At 72.0% G+C, this 14,787-nt stretch carries 14 protein-coding genes; 5 read left to right on the top strand and 9 right to left on the bottom strand.

Annotated features, from left to right (window positions below; all coding sequences use genetic code 11):
• Positions 1-111: 111 nt before the first annotated feature.
• The 7 genes from ACFO0B_RS19430 to ftsH form a co-directional block, all read right to left on the bottom strand.
• Positions 112-1,644, bottom strand: a complete 1,533-nt coding sequence (locus ACFO0B_RS19430; protein ID WP_378613940.1) for a DUF6779 domain-containing protein — start codon at positions 1,642-1,644, stop codon at positions 112-114.
• A 70-nt stretch (positions 1,645-1,714) separates the two neighbouring features.
• Positions 1,715-2,185, bottom strand: coding sequence for a DUF3180 domain-containing protein (locus ACFO0B_RS19425; RefSeq protein ID WP_378614556.1), 471 nt, complete (start codon positions 2,183-2,185; stop codon positions 1,715-1,717).
• A gap of 2 nt (positions 2,186-2,187) precedes the next feature.
• Positions 2,188-2,715, bottom strand: coding sequence for a 2-amino-4-hydroxy-6-hydroxymethyldihydropteridine diphosphokinase (gene folK / locus ACFO0B_RS19420; protein WP_378613939.1), 528 nt, complete (start codon positions 2,713-2,715; stop codon positions 2,188-2,190).
• The gene (gene folB, locus ACFO0B_RS19415; protein WP_378613938.1) at positions 2,712-3,086 is read right to left on the bottom strand and encodes a dihydroneopterin aldolase; all 375 of its coding nucleotides are present in this window, start codon (positions 3,084-3,086) and stop codon (positions 2,712-2,714) included. Before folB ends, folK begins: the two co-directional genes overlap by 4 nt.
• A 1-nt stretch (position 3,087) precedes the next feature.
• Entirely contained in the window at positions 3,088-3,963 is an 876-nt protein-coding gene (folP, locus tag ACFO0B_RS19410) for a dihydropteroate synthase (protein ID WP_378613937.1), read from the bottom strand.
• Positions 3,964-3,970: 7 nt separating this feature from the next.
• Positions 3,971-4,678 carry a GTP cyclohydrolase I FolE gene (folE, locus tag ACFO0B_RS19405; RefSeq protein WP_378613936.1) on the bottom strand — a complete coding sequence of 236 codons (708 nt, stop codon included), beginning with the start codon at positions 4,676-4,678 and terminating at the stop codon, positions 3,971-3,973.
• Positions 4,679-4,749: 71 nt separating this feature from the next.
• On the bottom strand, positions 4,750-7,173 hold the full coding sequence (gene ftsH / locus ACFO0B_RS19400; RefSeq protein WP_378613935.1) for an ATP-dependent zinc metalloprotease FtsH: 2,424 nt from the start codon (positions 7,171-7,173) through the stop codon (positions 4,750-4,752).
• Between the two features lie 371 nt (positions 7,174-7,544).
• On the opposite strand from ftsH, the gene ACFO0B_RS19395 reads away from it, so the two are divergent.
• Complete coding sequence (locus ACFO0B_RS19395; RefSeq protein ID WP_378613934.1) at positions 7,545-8,459, top strand: hypothetical protein; 915 nt, start codon at positions 7,545-7,547, stop codon at positions 8,457-8,459.
• Between the two features lie 4 nt (positions 8,460-8,463).
• Here the strand turns inward: ACFO0B_RS19395 and ACFO0B_RS19390 are convergent, their stop codons facing one another.
• The gene (locus ACFO0B_RS19390; protein WP_378613933.1) at positions 8,464-9,309 is read right to left on the bottom strand and encodes a DUF1266 domain-containing protein; all 846 of its coding nucleotides are present in this window, start codon (positions 9,307-9,309) and stop codon (positions 8,464-8,466) included.
• A 90-nt stretch (positions 9,310-9,399) separates the two neighbouring features.
• Here ACFO0B_RS19390 and ACFO0B_RS19385 point away from each other — a divergent pair, with 90 nt between their 5' ends.
• On the top strand, positions 9,400-9,672 hold the full coding sequence (locus tag ACFO0B_RS19385; protein ID WP_378613932.1) for a DUF2277 domain-containing protein: 273 nt from the start codon (positions 9,400-9,402) through the stop codon (positions 9,670-9,672).
• Position 9,673: 1 nt separating this feature from the next.
• Here the strand turns inward: ACFO0B_RS19385 and ACFO0B_RS19380 are convergent, their stop codons facing one another.
• Positions 9,674-10,933: a PucR family transcriptional regulator gene (locus ACFO0B_RS19380; RefSeq protein WP_378613931.1), complete on the bottom strand. Its 1,260-nt coding sequence runs from the start codon at positions 10,931-10,933 to the stop codon at positions 9,674-9,676.
• A gap of 153 nt (positions 10,934-11,086) precedes the next feature.
• Here ACFO0B_RS19380 and ACFO0B_RS19375 point away from each other — a divergent pair, with 153 nt between their 5' ends.
• The 3 genes from ACFO0B_RS19375 (at position 11,087) to ACFO0B_RS19365 (ending at position 14,709) form a co-directional block, all read left to right on the top strand.
• Positions 11,087-12,640: an aldehyde dehydrogenase family protein gene (locus ACFO0B_RS19375; RefSeq protein WP_378613930.1), complete on the top strand. Its 1,554-nt coding sequence runs from the start codon at positions 11,087-11,089 to the stop codon at positions 12,638-12,640.
• Positions 12,637-13,464: an SDR family oxidoreductase gene (locus tag ACFO0B_RS19370; RefSeq protein ID WP_378613929.1), complete on the top strand. Its 828-nt coding sequence runs from the start codon at positions 12,637-12,639 to the stop codon at positions 13,462-13,464. Before ACFO0B_RS19375 ends, ACFO0B_RS19370 begins: the two co-directional genes overlap by 4 nt.
• A gap of 357 nt (positions 13,465-13,821) precedes the next feature.
• A complete protein-coding gene (locus tag ACFO0B_RS19365) occupies positions 13,822-14,709 on the top strand; it encodes a LysR family transcriptional regulator (RefSeq protein WP_378613928.1) in 888 nt (295 codons plus the stop codon).
• Positions 14,710-14,787 lie beyond the last annotated feature (78 nt).

Here is a 14,787-nt window from a genome sequence, read left to right as displayed (position 1 = left end):
CGATGTCGTTCCAGTCCCGCTTGGCGGGTACCGGACGGTACGACACGAGGATATAGAGCGACGCCGAGCGGACGCCACGGGGAGCGGGGGTGATCTACGCCGCAGCCCGGGTCAGCTGCCGCGCTTCTGCTCCGACTGCAGGTTGGCCATGATCTCGGCGACCGAGAGCCGCCGGGTCGACGGGTCCTCCTCGGTGTCGGCCCTGCGGCGGCGGCGCGCGCTCGGGGTTCCGATCGCGCCGCCTGCGGCCCTGCCCGGCGTCGCGGCCGGGTCCGCCGGGTCGGCGGGTGGGGTGCTCGGCAGGCCGTAGGTGGAGGTGACCGCGGCGTCGGGGGTGGCCGGCGAGCCCGAGACCGCCGAGGTCGGGGTGCCGACCGAGGCGCGGGCCGGGTTCACTGCCGGGCCGGTGGTGGCGCCGGAGAGCGGGTCGGGGGCCGAGGTGAGCCGCGGCCCCGCCTGCTCCCGGTCCGGCTTGCCCGCCGACGCCTGCGCGCCGACCGGGTCGCCCGCGGTCGTCCGCGAGCCGGCCGACCCGTCCGCGGTCGCGCGCGAACCCGCCGCTTCATCCGCGGTCGGCCGCGCCCCCGCCGCTCTATCAGCGGTCGTCCGCGAACCCGTCGCTCTGTCCGCGGTCGGCCACGCCCCCGCCGCCTTGCCCGTCGACGCCGGGGTCCCCGGCCTGCTCGTGGAAGCCGGAGGCCCCGGCTTGCTCCCGAAGGCCGGAGGCCCCGGCTTGCTCGCCGAAGGCCGCGCACCGGCCGCGCCGCTTCCGGCCGCGGGGGCACCCGCGGGCTTGCTCAGCCGCGGCGGCACCGCGCGCTGCGGGCCGGTGTCCGCGTCGTCGTCCGGGCCGGGGGCGCGGCGGCCGGGCACGTCCTCGACGCTCCCGTCCGGCTGCTTGACCTCCCACGGCCACTTGGGCTGCTCCACGCCCTGCGCGGGCGGGGACCAGACGGTGGAGCCGTGCGGTGGGTCGGCGGGGGCCTCGGTGAAGGCGCCCGACCAGCCGGGGGCGCGGTCCGGGTCCTCCTCGGGCACGGTCGCCGTCTCGGCGGTGACCGGCTCGTCGTAGGGGGTGGCGAAGCTCGGCGGGGCCGGATGTCCCGGCTCGAAGACCGGGGTCGGCCATTCGGCATTCGACGAGCTACCGTTCGCCGCTCCGGCGGATCGGCCGGGAAGTTCGTGCACCCGGGTGGCGTCAGCGTGCAGCGCCGGGCGTTGCCCCGGCAGATCGCCGTCGAAGAGCCGCTGCAGATTGGCGCGCAGCACCGCCAGTTCCCCGCGCAGCGCGGCCAGCTCGGCGGCGTCCGCACCGACCTCGTGGCGGACCCGCGATTCGACGCCGAGCTCGTACTCGCGCCGTGCCGAGACCTCGCGCTCCAGCTGGAGTTCGTAGACGGCCTGCAGGTCCCGAACCTTCGCCCGGTCGACCGAGGATTCCTTGCGATAACGCGTGGCAGCGAGCGCGCCGATGGCCGCGGCCCAGAGCGCGGCGACCAGCCCGACCCTGGCGTACTGCAGGCTGTTGCTGAAGACCAGGAAAACACTGGCAACCAGCCCGAGCAGGACCAGGATGCCGACGAAGAACTTTCCCGCATCATCCCGCCGTCGACGGGAAGCGCTGCTACGGGAGGGTGAAACCATGTCCGCAAGGGTAGCCGGGTTGATCTGCGCCGAACACCGCCTCGGTGATTATTTCCATTCGAAACGTTTGCTAAGTAGTTGCCGCTTCGTCGGTCGGGTCGTCGGGCGCCCGGCAGCAATACTCGAGCCACAGCGCCGCCGCCAGTAGACAGACCCCGGCGATCAGCCCGACCACCGCGCTCGGGGCATCGGCCGCGGCGGCGTCGAGGCTCCCGCTGCGCGGGAAGACCCAGAGCAGGAAGCCGAGCCAGATCCCGGACACCAGCGCACCGACCTGGATCGACGCCTTGGCCAGCGCCACCGCCCGCGCCGCGGTGATGGGGTGCAGCCTGCGCGGCCCGGCCCCGATCCGGTCGTCCTGCACCCGCTGCCTGATCACGAAGGCCAGCGCGACCTCGATCGCGGCGACCGGGTACAGCGACGCCCCCGCGAACACCGAGATCGGCGGAAATCGCCCGTAGGCCACCCTGGTGATGATCCAGGTGGCGATGGCGGCGGTCAGCACGGTGACCACCAGATCGAAGATCCTGGCCGGTTTCAGCTTCACCGCGCGCCCGCCGCCCCGAGGTCGTCGCCGGTGCGGTGCACGCCGTCCCGCTCGGCGGGGTCGAGCGCGGCCAGCCAGTCGCGCACCGGGCGGGTCACTCCGTCGGCGGTCAGCTCCGCCTCCGGTTCGACGTCGAGCCAGGGCGCGAGCACGAAGGCGCGGCGGTGCGCCCGGGGGTGCGGCAGCGTGAGCCAGGGATCGTCGCTGCGCACCGCCCCGGCCGCGGTACCGCACCACACCACGTCGACATCGAGCGTGCGCGGACCCCAGTGGACTTCGCGCACCCGGCCGGCGGCATCCTCCAGCGCGGCGCCGTGGCGCAACCAATCGGCGGGTTCGTAGGCCGGGTCGTCGGCGAGCAGCACGGCGTTCAGGAAGTCCTGCTGCTCGACCCCGCCCCACGGCGCGGTCCGGTACACCGGGGAGACCGCGGTGACCCGCGGCCCGAGCCCGGCGACCACTCCGCGCAGCCGGTCGAGCCGGTCGCCGAGGTTGGAGCCGATCGACAGCACCGCGCGGCTCATCCGCGCTCCCGGCCGGTGACCACCCTGACGTCGGCGAAGGTGTGCGGGATCGGCGCGGACGGCTTGTGCAGCACCACCTCGACGGCGTGCACCCGCGGGTCGGTCATGACGTCGTCGGCGATCTCGGATACCACCGTCTCGATCAGGTTGCGCGGCTCGCCCCGCAGGATCTCCACCGCGCGCCCGGCCAGCGCGCCGTAGTCGACGGTGGCGGCCAGGTCGTCGGAGGCGGCGGCCGCGGTGAAGTCGACCCAGAGCGTCAGGTCGACGACGAAGTCCTGGCCGTCCCTGCGCTCGTGCTCGAAGACACCGTGCCTGCCGAAGGCGGTGAGGCCGCGCAGCTCGATGCGGGAAAGGTCGGCTCGGTCCACGTCAGCGAACTCCAGGGGTGAGGGGATGGGCGGCGCGCTGCCAGGCGTCGACGACGGCGATGGCATCGGCCGAGCCGCGCACGTCGTGCACCCGGACGCCCCAGGCGCCGCGCTGCGCGGCCAGCGCGGAGATGGTGGCGGTGGCCGACTCCCTGCCGTCCGGCGGGCGCGGCCCGGCCTCGGAGCCGAGCAGCGTGCCGAGGAAACGCTTGCGCGAGGCCCCGATCAGCACCGGAAAGCCCTGCCCGACGAGCCGCGGGAGCGCGGCGAGCAGCGCCCAGTTGTGCTCGGCGTTCTTGGCGAAGCCGAGCCCGGGGTCGAGCACGATCCGGTCCGCGCGCACGCCTGCCGCGAGCGCGAGCTCGACCTGCGCGGTCAGCTCGGCCAGCACCTCGGCGACCACGTCGTCGTAGTGGTCGGCCGGGCCGGTGTGCCGGAAACCGGTGCTGCCCCGCCAGTGCATGAGGATCCACGGCACCTCCGCGGCTGCGACGACCCTGGCCATGTCCGGGTCGGCACGCCCGCCGGAGACGTCGTTGACCACGGTGGCCCCGGCGGCGAGCGCCGCCTCCGCGACGCTCGCCCGCATGGTGTCGACGCTGACCGGGACGCCGACCGCGACCAGCCCGCCGATCACCGGGACCACCCGCGCCGCCTCGGTCGCCGGATCGACCCGGACCGCGCCCGGCCTGGTGGACTCACCGCCGACGTCGACCAGGTCGGCCCCCGCCTCGTACAGCGCGATGCCGTGCGCGACGGCGTGCTCCGGATCGAGGTAGCGGCCGCCGTCGGAGAACGAGTCGCTGGTGACGTTGACGATGCCGAGCACCAGGCAGGAGCGGCCCGCGCGGGAGCCGATACCGGCGAGCCCGGTCACCGTGCGCTCACTTCCGCAGGATGAGGTCCAGGGCCTCGGAGCGCGAGGCGGGGTTGGACTGCAGCATCCCGCGCAGCGCCGAGGTGGTGGTGCTCGCGCCCGGCTTGCGGATGCCGCGCATGGCCATGCACAGGTGCTCGGCCTCGATCACCACGATGGCGCCGCGCGGGTCCAGCTTGCGCATGAGGGCGTCGGCGATCTGGCTGGTCAGCCGCTCCTGTACCTGCGGGCGTTTGGCGTAGAGGTCGACCAGCCTGGCCAGCTTGGAGAGCCCGGTGACCCGGCCGTGCGGGCCGGGGATGTAGCCGACGTGCGCGACGCCGTGGAACGCCACCAGGTGGTGCTCACAGGTCGAGTACAGCGGGATGTCCCTGACCAGCACCATCTCCTGATGCCCCTCGTCGAACGTCGTGTTCAGCACGGCATCCGGATCGTCGTAGAGCCCGGCGAAGACCTCGCGGTAGGCCCTGGCCACCCGGGCGGGGGTGTCGAGCAACCCCGGTCGCTCGGGATCCTCACCGACGGCGATCAGCAGCTCACGCACCGCGGCCTCGGCGCGTGGCTGATCGAACGTCCTTCCGGTCCGCAGCGCGACCACGTCGTCGGCGGGTGCGTCGATCCGCACGCCGTCCTCGTTCCTCAGGTCGACGGCACTGCCGTTCGAACTGTCACCGGCGCCGCCGTTGTGGCTGGCCGACTTCTCGTTGGCCGACATCACGGACACCTCCCTATCTCGGTGCGGGCAAAAGACCCGAACACCCCCGTGCCGAGCCTAGTGGCCACCGATCAGCGGCGACCGTTCGGTCCGTCCCAGTCCGGGTTCTCCTGGCGGCCCTCGTCGCCGGGGTAGCGGCCCTGCTCACCGGGGTAGCCCTGGTCGTACCCCGGCTGCTCCCCGCCGTAGCCGGCCTCGCCCTGGTAACCGCGGGCCTGGTCCTCCCGGCTCCACGGCCGGACCCCGGGGCGCTGCTCACCGGGGCCGTACGGATTGCTCTGCCTCGGGTCGTCCTCGCGCGGCGGCCAGCCGGGCGCGGACCAGCCCGCGGGGGCGCCGTAGTCCGGGCGCGAGCCGTGCGTTCCGGCGACTCCGGCGCCGGGCCTGCCGTACCCCTGCCCCTGCGGCTGCGCGGGCGGGCGACCGCCCTGGTACCCCTGCGGCCTGCCCTGATAGCCGGCCCCCGCGCCGTTCGGCACCGCGGGTCCGCCGTTGGTGCCCGCGTGCGCACCGTTCGGCGGCCGTGCGGGCAGCGCACCGATCGGCTCCGGCGGCCACTTCTCGCCGCGCTCGGCGGCCAGCTCGCCCGGGGTCTTGACCGGCGGCTTGTCCGAGGGGACGCGCTCGCCGAAATCGTTGAACGCGGTGATTCGCGGCCGCTTCTCCACCTCGGTGAAGATCTGCTCCAGATCCTTGCGGTGCAGCGTCTCCCGCTCCAGCAGCGCGGTGGCCAGGACGTCGAGGACGTCGCGGTACTCGTTCAGGATCGACCACGCCTCGGTGTGTGCGGCCTCGATCAGGTTGCGCACCTCCTCGTCGATGGCGCCGGCGACCTCGTGCGAGTAGTCCGACTGCACGCCCATCGAGCGCCCGAGGAACGGGTCGCCCTGCTCCTGGCCGTACCGGACGGCGCCGAGCCGTGCGCTCATGCCGTACTCGGTGACCATCGCCCTGGCGATCTTGGTGGCCTGGTCGATATCGGAGGAGGCGCCGGTGGTCGGCTCGCGGAACACCAGCTCCTCGGCCGCGCGGCCGCCCATCGCCATGACCAGCCGAGCGATCATCTCGGAGCGGGTCATCAGCCCCTTGTCGTCCTCGGGCACGGTCATGGCGTGGCCGCCGGTGCGGCCGCGGGCCAGGATGGTGACCTTGTAGACCGGCTCGATATCCGGCATCGCCCAGGCGGCGAGCGTGTGCCCGCCCTCGTGGTACGCGGTGATCTTCTTCTCGTGCTCGCTGATGATCCGGCTCTTCCGGCGCGGGCCGCCGATCACCCGGTCCACCGATTCCTCCAGCGCCTCGCCGGTGATGACCGAGCCGTTCTCGCGGGCGGTGAGCAGCGCGGCCTCGTTGATGACGTTGGCGAGATCGGCGCCGGACATGCCGACGGTGCGCTTGGCGAGCCCGTCCAGATCGGCCTCGGCCGCGATCGGCTTGCCCTGCGAGTGCACCCGCAGGATCGAGCGGCGACCGGCCAGGTCGGGGTTGCCGACCGGGATCTGCCGGTCGAAACGGCCGGGGCGGAGCAGGGCGGGGTCGAGGATGTCGGGCCGGTTGGTGGCGGCGATCAGGATGATGCCGGTGCGGTCGCCGAAGCCGTCCATCTCGACCAGCAGCTGGTTCAGCGTCTGCTCGCGCTCGTCGTGGCCGCCGCCGAGGCCTGCGCCGCGCTGGCGGCCGACCGCGTCGATCTCGTCCACGAAGATGATGCAGGGGCTGTTCTGCTTGGCCTGCTCGAACAGATCGCGCACCCGGGAGGCGCCGACGCCGACGAACATCTCCACGAAGTCCGAGCCGGAGATGGTGAAGAACGGCACCCCGGCCTCGCCCGCGACCGCGCGCGCCAGCAGCGTCTTACCGGTGCCGGGCGGGCCGTAGAGCAGCACGCCCTTCGGGATCTTCGCGCCGAGCGCCTGGTAGCGCACCGGGTTCTGCAGGAAGTCCTTGATCTCGTAGAGCTCCTCGACCGCCTCGTCCGCGCCCGCGACGTCGGCGAAGGTGGTCTTGGGCATGTCCTTGCTCAACTGCTTGGCCTTGGACTTGCCGAAGCCCATCATCCCGCCGCGGCCGCCGCCCTGCATGCGCGCCATGACGAAGATGAAGAGGCCGAGCAGGATCACCATCGGCAGCACGAACAGCAGGATCTGGGTGAACCAGCTCTCCTGCTTGACCACCGTGTTGTAGGGGGCGCCGGACTGCCGCACCGCGTCGAAGATCTGCGCGGAGGTCTCGCTGCCGCCGGGGTACTTGGTGAGGATCCGCGACTCGCCGCCGGTCGCGTCGTTGCCGCTGTTCAGCTCGATGCGGAGCTGCTGCTCCCGGTCGTCGATCTGCACGTTCTTGACATTCGGCTTGTCCGCCAGCTGGCTGAGGGCCACCGAGGTGTCGACGCTCTTCCAGCCGCGGGTGTCGTTACCGAAGTAGCTGAACGCGTAGACGACCAGCAGAATGCCCGAGACTATGGCCAGGGTGCGGAACACTGTCTTGCGGTTCATAGAGCGTAGGCCGGGCGGCCAGTCCTTTCCGGTGTCTCCGGTTGTGCCTAGCGATGCGGGCTTCGCGCGCGCCACCCCGCTCCACCCACCGCTGGCGGGCGGGTTCGGATGCGGATATGCCACGTTACCGCGTACGGTCTACTCGCATACATGCACAGTTCGGCTGCTGGTGCAGTCGATGTGGTCAACGGCCGGGGCGCCGCGTTGGTTCCCGAGGAGCCCCGTCCGGCTTATTGCAAGTGGCAACAATCATGGCATGTCCGGCCTATGGTGAGCGACGACACAGCCTCACCGCCCTCCGGCCGGAGCGGCGAATCGCGTGGCCGAAAAGTAACCCGGGCGCGCGATCGAATCGAACGAGCGCAGGGGGTATGGACATAGTCGAATTACGGACGCCCACCGCGATCCTGCGGCACGGACGCGGCCGGCTGGTGGTGTTGCGACCGGGAACCGAGGGTGAGGCAGTCCTCGACGTCCCGATCTCCGACCTGCTCAAGGCACGGTTGAACCGGCGCGCGGACGATGCCGTCGTGATCGAGATCTACCTGCGCGACCCGGCACCGCTGCTGGTCGGCGTCCCCGCGGACCGCACCCCGCTGCCGGTGCTGATCGCCGAGCACGACGTGCCGGCCGCCACCGAGATCGTCGCCCAGCTGAACACCCAGATCCTGGCCGCGCGCCGGGTCGAGATCGAGCAGCCCGAGCTGGAGCCGCCCGCCCCGACCTGGGGCCGCACCGGCCCGGAGCGGGCCGATGTCGACACGGCCACCCAGCGGATGACGCCGCGGCGCGGCGCGAGCCAGGCGATCGCGGCGCTGCAGCGCTACGTCACGCCGGAGGAGTACCTGCTGGAGACCGCCGTGGTCGCCGCGCGGGTGCCGGAGGCGGGCCACGGACTGCTCGCGGCGACCACGACCAGGCTGCTCTTCATCGCGCTCGACCTGCGGGTCGCGCACGAGCTGCCGGTCCCGGCGGTGCTCTGGGCGCGCACCGGCACCGACCGGGAGAACGACCTGCGCACCGTGCTCTCGGTGCACGACGGCTTCCTGACGCTCGAGTTCGTCGCCGGCGAGCGGGCCGACCTGGAGCGGATGGCGCGCGCGGTGAACTTCGCGGTCCGGCTGGAGGCGGCGCACGGCGCCATCGCACCGCCCGACCCCGGCGTCTCCACGCTCTACGCGGAGTGGGAGCTGCTCGTCGAGCGGCACTCGCTCGGCATGGTGGACGAGAGCCAGTTCCAGCGGTTCGGCCGCGGGATCCTGCGCTCGCTGCCCGACCGCTGCTGAGCCGCTAGGCGGAGAGGTCCTTCGCCGCCGCGCGCGGGTGCAGCTCGATCCGGCGCCACGGGCTGGTCGGGCGGGTCCAGAGCCGGAGCAGCTCCATCCTGCGGTCGACGCCGCCGTCCTTGAGCACGGCGAGGTCCTCGCAGGCCTGCCAGTAGGTCCAGCCGGCCAGGTAGGCGTCGCCGAACTGGCGCCAGTTCCGGTACTTGCGCTGGGCCAGCGGCAGTGCGCGGGCCATGTAGCTCCAGGCGACGTCGGCCTCCAGGTAGCCGGCGGTGTAGGCCATCCTGGCCACCGCCGTCACCCTGGCCAGGTCCCAGGCGTGGATGCAGGTGGCGACCGGGCGGGCCAGGTGCGAGGTGAAGCCGATCTTGATCGCCTGACACCAGATGTCGTAGTCGCGGACCAGCGCCTCCGGGTTCTCCATGCCGCGGAAGGCGGCCACCTGCCGGAGGAAGGCGCGGTGCCGGTCGGCGCGCTCGCCGAAGCGGTCCCGCTCCCCCGCGGTCAGCGCCGCGGTGACCAGCGGGTGCACCAGCGCGTAGAGCGGGGCGTGCATGCCCTTGAGCAGCTGCTCCATCGATGCCTGCGCCTCGGTGCCGTCGGTGATGCCCCAGGCGCCGGTGAGGGTGTCGATGGCGAGCTCGCGGCGGTCGCCGAGCGGGTGCTCGCGCTCCGGGCCGAGCAGCAGCCCGTCGTGGAAGGCGTCCCAGCGCGCCGAGTAGAAGGCACCGAGGGCGAGCGCCCGCAACCGGTCGTCGTCCAATTGCGCCCCGGACCAGTGGTCCTCTTCGCGATTGTCCAGCTCCTCGTACGGAAAGGGTGTCAACGTCGCTTTACCGCGGGAAGGCATACTCCGAGTCTAGGGGCTCCCCTACAGGTCGCTGGTTCAGTTGCGCTTCTTGGCCTGACCCCGGGCGTGCCAGGGGGCTATCGTGCATCCATGTGTAGAAACATCACCGTCCTGCGTGGCCTGGAACCAGCCGCCACCGAGCAGGAGATCTATGCTGCCGCACTGCAGTACGTGCGCAAGGTCGGTGGTGTCTCCGGCCTGAGCAGCACCACAAAACCTGCGGTCGACCGGGCGGTCGCGGCCATCGCCGCGGCGACCACCCAGCTGCTCGCCGAGCTGCCGGACCGCAGGGTGCCGCCGAGCACCGACCCGCCGCTGCGCCGGATCGCCGCGCGCGAGACCGCGGAGAACGCCGCCGAATAGCTCAGTCCAGCGCGCCGGGGCCGTAGGCGGCGACGCAGGTGAGCGCGACCTCCAGCGCGAGCCCGCGCTCCTGCACCTGGTATCCGAGCAGCTCCTCGACCCGCTGGATGCGGTAGCGCACGGTGTTCTTGTGCACCCCGAGCTGCCGCGCGGTCGCCTCCGGGCTGCGTTGGTTGCGCAGGTAGGCGTGCAGCGTCTCGCGCAGCCGGGCCGTTGCCGCGTCCCGCCCGGCGAGTGCCCGCAGCTCGCGCCGGACCAGCCCGCGCATCGCCGCGCGGTCCACCCCGGCCAGGTAGGCGATCTCCACCGCCCGGTACCCGGTGACCTGCGCCCCCGAACGCTCGGCCACCTGCCTGGCCGAGACCGCCTCCCGGTGCCCGCGGCGGAAGCCCGCCACGGCGGGGGCGGGCACCCCGAACGCCACCCGCACCGGCGGCTCGATCTCCCGCTCGGCCAGCAGCACCGGCTCCTCCGGCCCGGCGAGCCCGGCGGCCTGCCCGTCGTCCAGCCCGGCCCACGCCCACATCCCGCTCGCCCCGGAGGCGACGGTGAGCAGCCGGTTGGTGCCGAGCGCGGCGGCGATCCGGTGCGCGACCCGATCCAGCCCGCCGATCACGTCGCCCTCGCCGCCGAAGGGCTCGTCGCTCCACAGCACGAAGGCCAGGTGCTGCTGATTGAGCCGGTAGCCGAGCCGCACGGCGGCCTGCTCCGGGTCGAGGTCGTCGCCGGCGAGCAGCGCGCGCACCGTCTCCGCCCTGCGGTTCAGCGCGGCGCGCAGCACCTGCTCGCGCTCGGCGAGGTAGGTCTCGGTGAGCAGCTCCACCGAGGTGTTCACCCATCGGGTGGCGCGCTCGAAGGTCAGGACCAGCACCGTGCGCTCGATCTCCGGCGGCGCCCGCCGCTCGTCGAACAGCTCGCGCAGGTAGTCGAGCACCGCCTCCAGCCCGACGTGGTAGGTCCGGAGCAGCAGCCGCAGGTCGTAGCCGCGCTGCGCGATGGTCCTGGCGAGCGCGTGCACCTCCTCCGGCAGCGGGACGTCGAAGCTGTCGCTGGTCAGTCCGCCGAGCATGAGCCGGGCGTGCGCCCGCGTGCTCGCGGTGAGATCACGCCGGATGTCGTGGTCGCGCAGCTCGGGCACCCGGTCGACGATCACCGCGTCCAGCCGCTCGACCACCTGGTCCAGGGTCTGGGTGCGCATGGTCTCGAAGGCGTACTCGGCCAGCCAGTCCCTGACGATCTCGTCGCGCGTGCCGGAAGACATCCGCCGCTCCCTCTTTTGTGCCGCTGACACAACCCGGCGCCACTCCGTTGACGGATCGGGCCAAGAATGTCACCTCCGATTGTGTCACCCTCATAGGTCAGTGAGCTGATTCACAGCGTTTTCCGCAGTACCCGACGGAGTGGGAGTACAGCCGTGACCGATATCGAGGCCGAGACACCGGCGATCGAGGTGCGCAATCCGGGCACCGGCGACCTGGTCGGCACCGTGCCGGACCAGTCCGCCGCCGAGGTGGCCGCGGCCGTCAGGGAGCTGCGGCTGTTCCAGCCCGAGTGGGAGGCCATCGGCGCCGACGGGCGCAAGGAATGGCTGATGAAGTTGCAGGACTGGATCATCGACAACACCGAGCAGCTGGCCGACGTGCTGCAGTCGGAGACCAGCAAGCCGCGCGCCGACGCCCTCATCGACCCGGCCTTCGCCACCGACCTGATCGGCTTCTACGCGCGCCGGGCGGGCAAGTTCCTCGCCGACGACCACCCGTCCCCGCACAGCCCGCTGGCCAGGGTCAAGCGGCTGACCACGGTGTACTCGCCGTACCCGGTGGTCGGTGTGATCACCCCGTGGAACTTCCCGCTGGCCATGCCCGCACTGGACGTCATCCCGGCGCTGGCCGCGGGCGCCGCCGTGCTGCTCAAGCCCTCCGAGGTGACCCCGCTCTCCGCGCTGGAGCTGGCCCGCGGCTGGGCCGAGATCGGCGCCCCTCCGGTCTTCGCCGTGGTCACCGGCGGCGGCGCGACCGGAGCCGCGGTGGTGGCGAACGCCGATTACATCCAGTTCACCGGCTCCACCGCGACCGGAAAGAAGATCGCGGCGGCCTGCGTCGAGCGGCTGGTGCCGTACAGCCTGGAGCTGGGCGGCAAGGACCCGGCGATTGTGCTCGCCGACGCCGACCTGGACCGGGCCGCGCACGGCGTCGCCTTCGGCGGCATGTTCAACTCCGGGCAGGTCTGCATCTCGGTGGAGCGGGTCTACGTCGAGGCGCCGGTGTACGACGAGTTCGTCGCCAAGCTCACCGACGCGGTCGCCGCGCTGCGGCAGGGGCTGGACGGCAGGGAGTCGAAGCACGACGTCGGCGGGCTGGCCAACGAGGCGCAGGTGGCCATCGTGCAGCGGCACATCGACGAAGCGGTCGCGGCGGGCGCCAGGGTGGCCACCGGCGGGAAGCGAACCGGCCAGGGCACGCTGTTCCAGCCGACCGTGCTGCTCGACGTGGACCACTCCATGGCCTGCATCCGCGAGGAGACCTTCGGTCCGACCCTCCCGGTGGTCGAGGTGGCCGACGAGGCCGAGGCGATCCGGCTGGCCAACGACTCCCAGTACGGCCTCTCCGCCTCGGTCTGGACCGCGGACAAGGCCCGCGGCGAGCGGGTCGCGCGGCAGTTGAACGCCGGTGCGGTGAACATCAACGACGTCTTCGCCAACCTGTTCAACTTCGCGCTGCCGATGGGCGGCTGGAAGCAGTCCGGGATCGGCGCCCGCTGGGGCGGCGCGGCCGGCGTGCGCAAGTACTGCAGGCAGAAGGCGATCACCACCCCGCTGCTGCCGACCGCGCAGAAGGAGCTGACCTGGTTCCCTTACCAGATGCCGAAGCTGATGGTCGCGCTCGGCGCGATGCGCGCGGCGGGCGCCCGCGGCAAGCGCCGGTTCGACCTGGCAGGAGTCCGCAAGATCCAAGGAGGAAGCAAGTGAGCAGTGCCGTCCGCGGCAAGGTCGTCGTGATTACCGGCGGGGCGCGTGGCATCGGCCTCGCCACCGCCCGTGCGCTGCGCGAGCAGGGCGCGAAGATCGCGATCGGCGATATCGACGAGACCACCGTCAAGCAGTCGGGCACCGACCACGACTTCGAGGTCTACGGCAAGCTCGACGTGACCGACGAGGAGTCGTTCACCCGGTTCCTGGACGAGGTGGAGCGCGAGCTCGGCCCGATCGACGTACTGGTCAACAATGCCGGGATCATGCCGACCGGCCGGCTCGTCGACGAGCCGGACGCGCTCACCCGGCGCATCCTGGACATCAACGTCTACGGCGTGATCCTCGGCTCCAAACTGGCCGCGGCCAGGATGCTGCCGCGCGGCGGCGGCCACGTCATCAACATCGCCTCGCTGGCCGGCGAATCGCACATCCCCGGGCTCGCCACCTACAACGCGAGCAAGCACGCGGTGCTCGGCTTCACCGACACCCTGCGCGAGGAGTACCGCGGCACCGGGCTGCACTTCTCCTCGGTGCTGCCGACGCTGACCAAGACCGAGCTCGGCTCCGGGGTCAGCACGCCGAAGGTGATGCCGCCGGCCGAGCCGGAGGACATCGCGGCGGCCATCGCCGCGCTGATCGTCAAGCCGAGGTCGAAGGTGCGGGTGACGAAGGTCGCCGGGGCGATCTCCCGATTCGTCAATTTCCTGCCGGAGCCGGTCGGCGACGCCATCGCCCGCTCGCTCGGCGCCTCGCACACCTTCCTGGAGGACGTCGACAGCGCCCAGCGCAAGGCGTACGAGGACCGCGCGCGCACGGTCTGAACCCGCTCCCGTCCAGCCCCAGCCCCCTGTGATATATATCACAGAGGGCTGGGCCACTTCCGGAACGGTGCCACATCGCCGGACTTCACTGAGCGGTCGCCAGGGTTCCCACGGCGACCGCCGCAGGCGCCGTGCGACTTTGCAGATTTTCACATTCCGCCTGGTCAATACCGCACAGTAGGACGCCGAGTTGGACAGAAGACCGAATGCCATCGATTCGCCCGGCGCGGCGTGCAGGCGACCGCTATACGCCATATGCTGTAGCTAACAAACCTGACGACTGTTTTTCTGAGTCAGTCCGAACTTCGAGGCTTGATTAGGCTGGAAATCGGACACGAATTCTGATAGCAAGTAGCTATGGACCCGCACTTGCGCGATCTGCGGTATTTCGTCGCCGTCGCTGAGGAATTGCATTTCACGAACGCCGCTCAGCGGCTGCACATCGCTCAACCCACCCTGTCGCGTCAGATCCGTCAGCTGGAACGTCAGCTCGACGTGGTGCTCTTCGATCGCAATCAGCGCAGCGTCGCGCTCACCGTCGCGGGCAAGGAGCTGCTCGACGGCGCCCGCAAGATCCTCGAGCTCTGGGAGAACACCAACTCCTCGCTGCAGGAGGCCGGCGAGGTGCTCCGGGTCGGCATCCAGTCCGCGCTCGGCCGCGGCCTGCTCAACGAGCTGGAATCGGCGAGCGGGCATCGGCTCGCGCTCCACGCCGCCTCCTGGACCGACGGCTCCAGCGGGCTCGCGGGCAGACAGGCCGATCTGGCCCTGGTCTGGCTCCCGCTCCCCGACCCGAACCGGTACCGCTGGCAGGTGCTGCGCAGCGAGCCGCGCTGGGTGCTGCTGCCGGAGACGCACCCGCTCGCCGACCAGGACCGGATCGAGTTCACCGACATCGCCGACGAGATCTTCGTCGCGCTGCCCGCCGAGGCGGGCGCGGTGCGCGACTTCTGGGTCGGCAACGACGCCAGGCACGGCCGCCAGGCCAGGATCGGCGCCGAGGCGACCACCCCGGAGGATCGGCTGGAGGCGGTGAGCCTCGGCCTCGGGGTCTGCCTGCTCGCCGAGAACAACGTGCCGATGTACCGCTGGCCGGGGCTGGCGGCGCGGCCGGTCGCCGGGCTGCCCCCGTGCGAACTCGCGGTGGCCTGGCGGGCCGACGACTCCCGCCCGACCATCCTGGAGTTCGCCGCGCGGGCCACCGACGGCGGCTTCGCCGGACGTCCGGCGGCGCTCGCGGGTTGATCCGTCGGGTCCGCGCGGCGCCAGCGCGATAAGATTTCGGACGGCTCGTTTCCCGCGCCGCCACCGGGCAGCGCCACC

The organism is Nocardia jiangsuensis (genome assembly GCF_042650385.1).
GTDB lineage: Bacteria > Actinomycetota > Actinomycetes > Mycobacteriales > Mycobacteriaceae > Nocardia > Nocardia jiangsuensis.
This window is presented reverse-complemented; position numbering and strand designations above follow the sequence as displayed.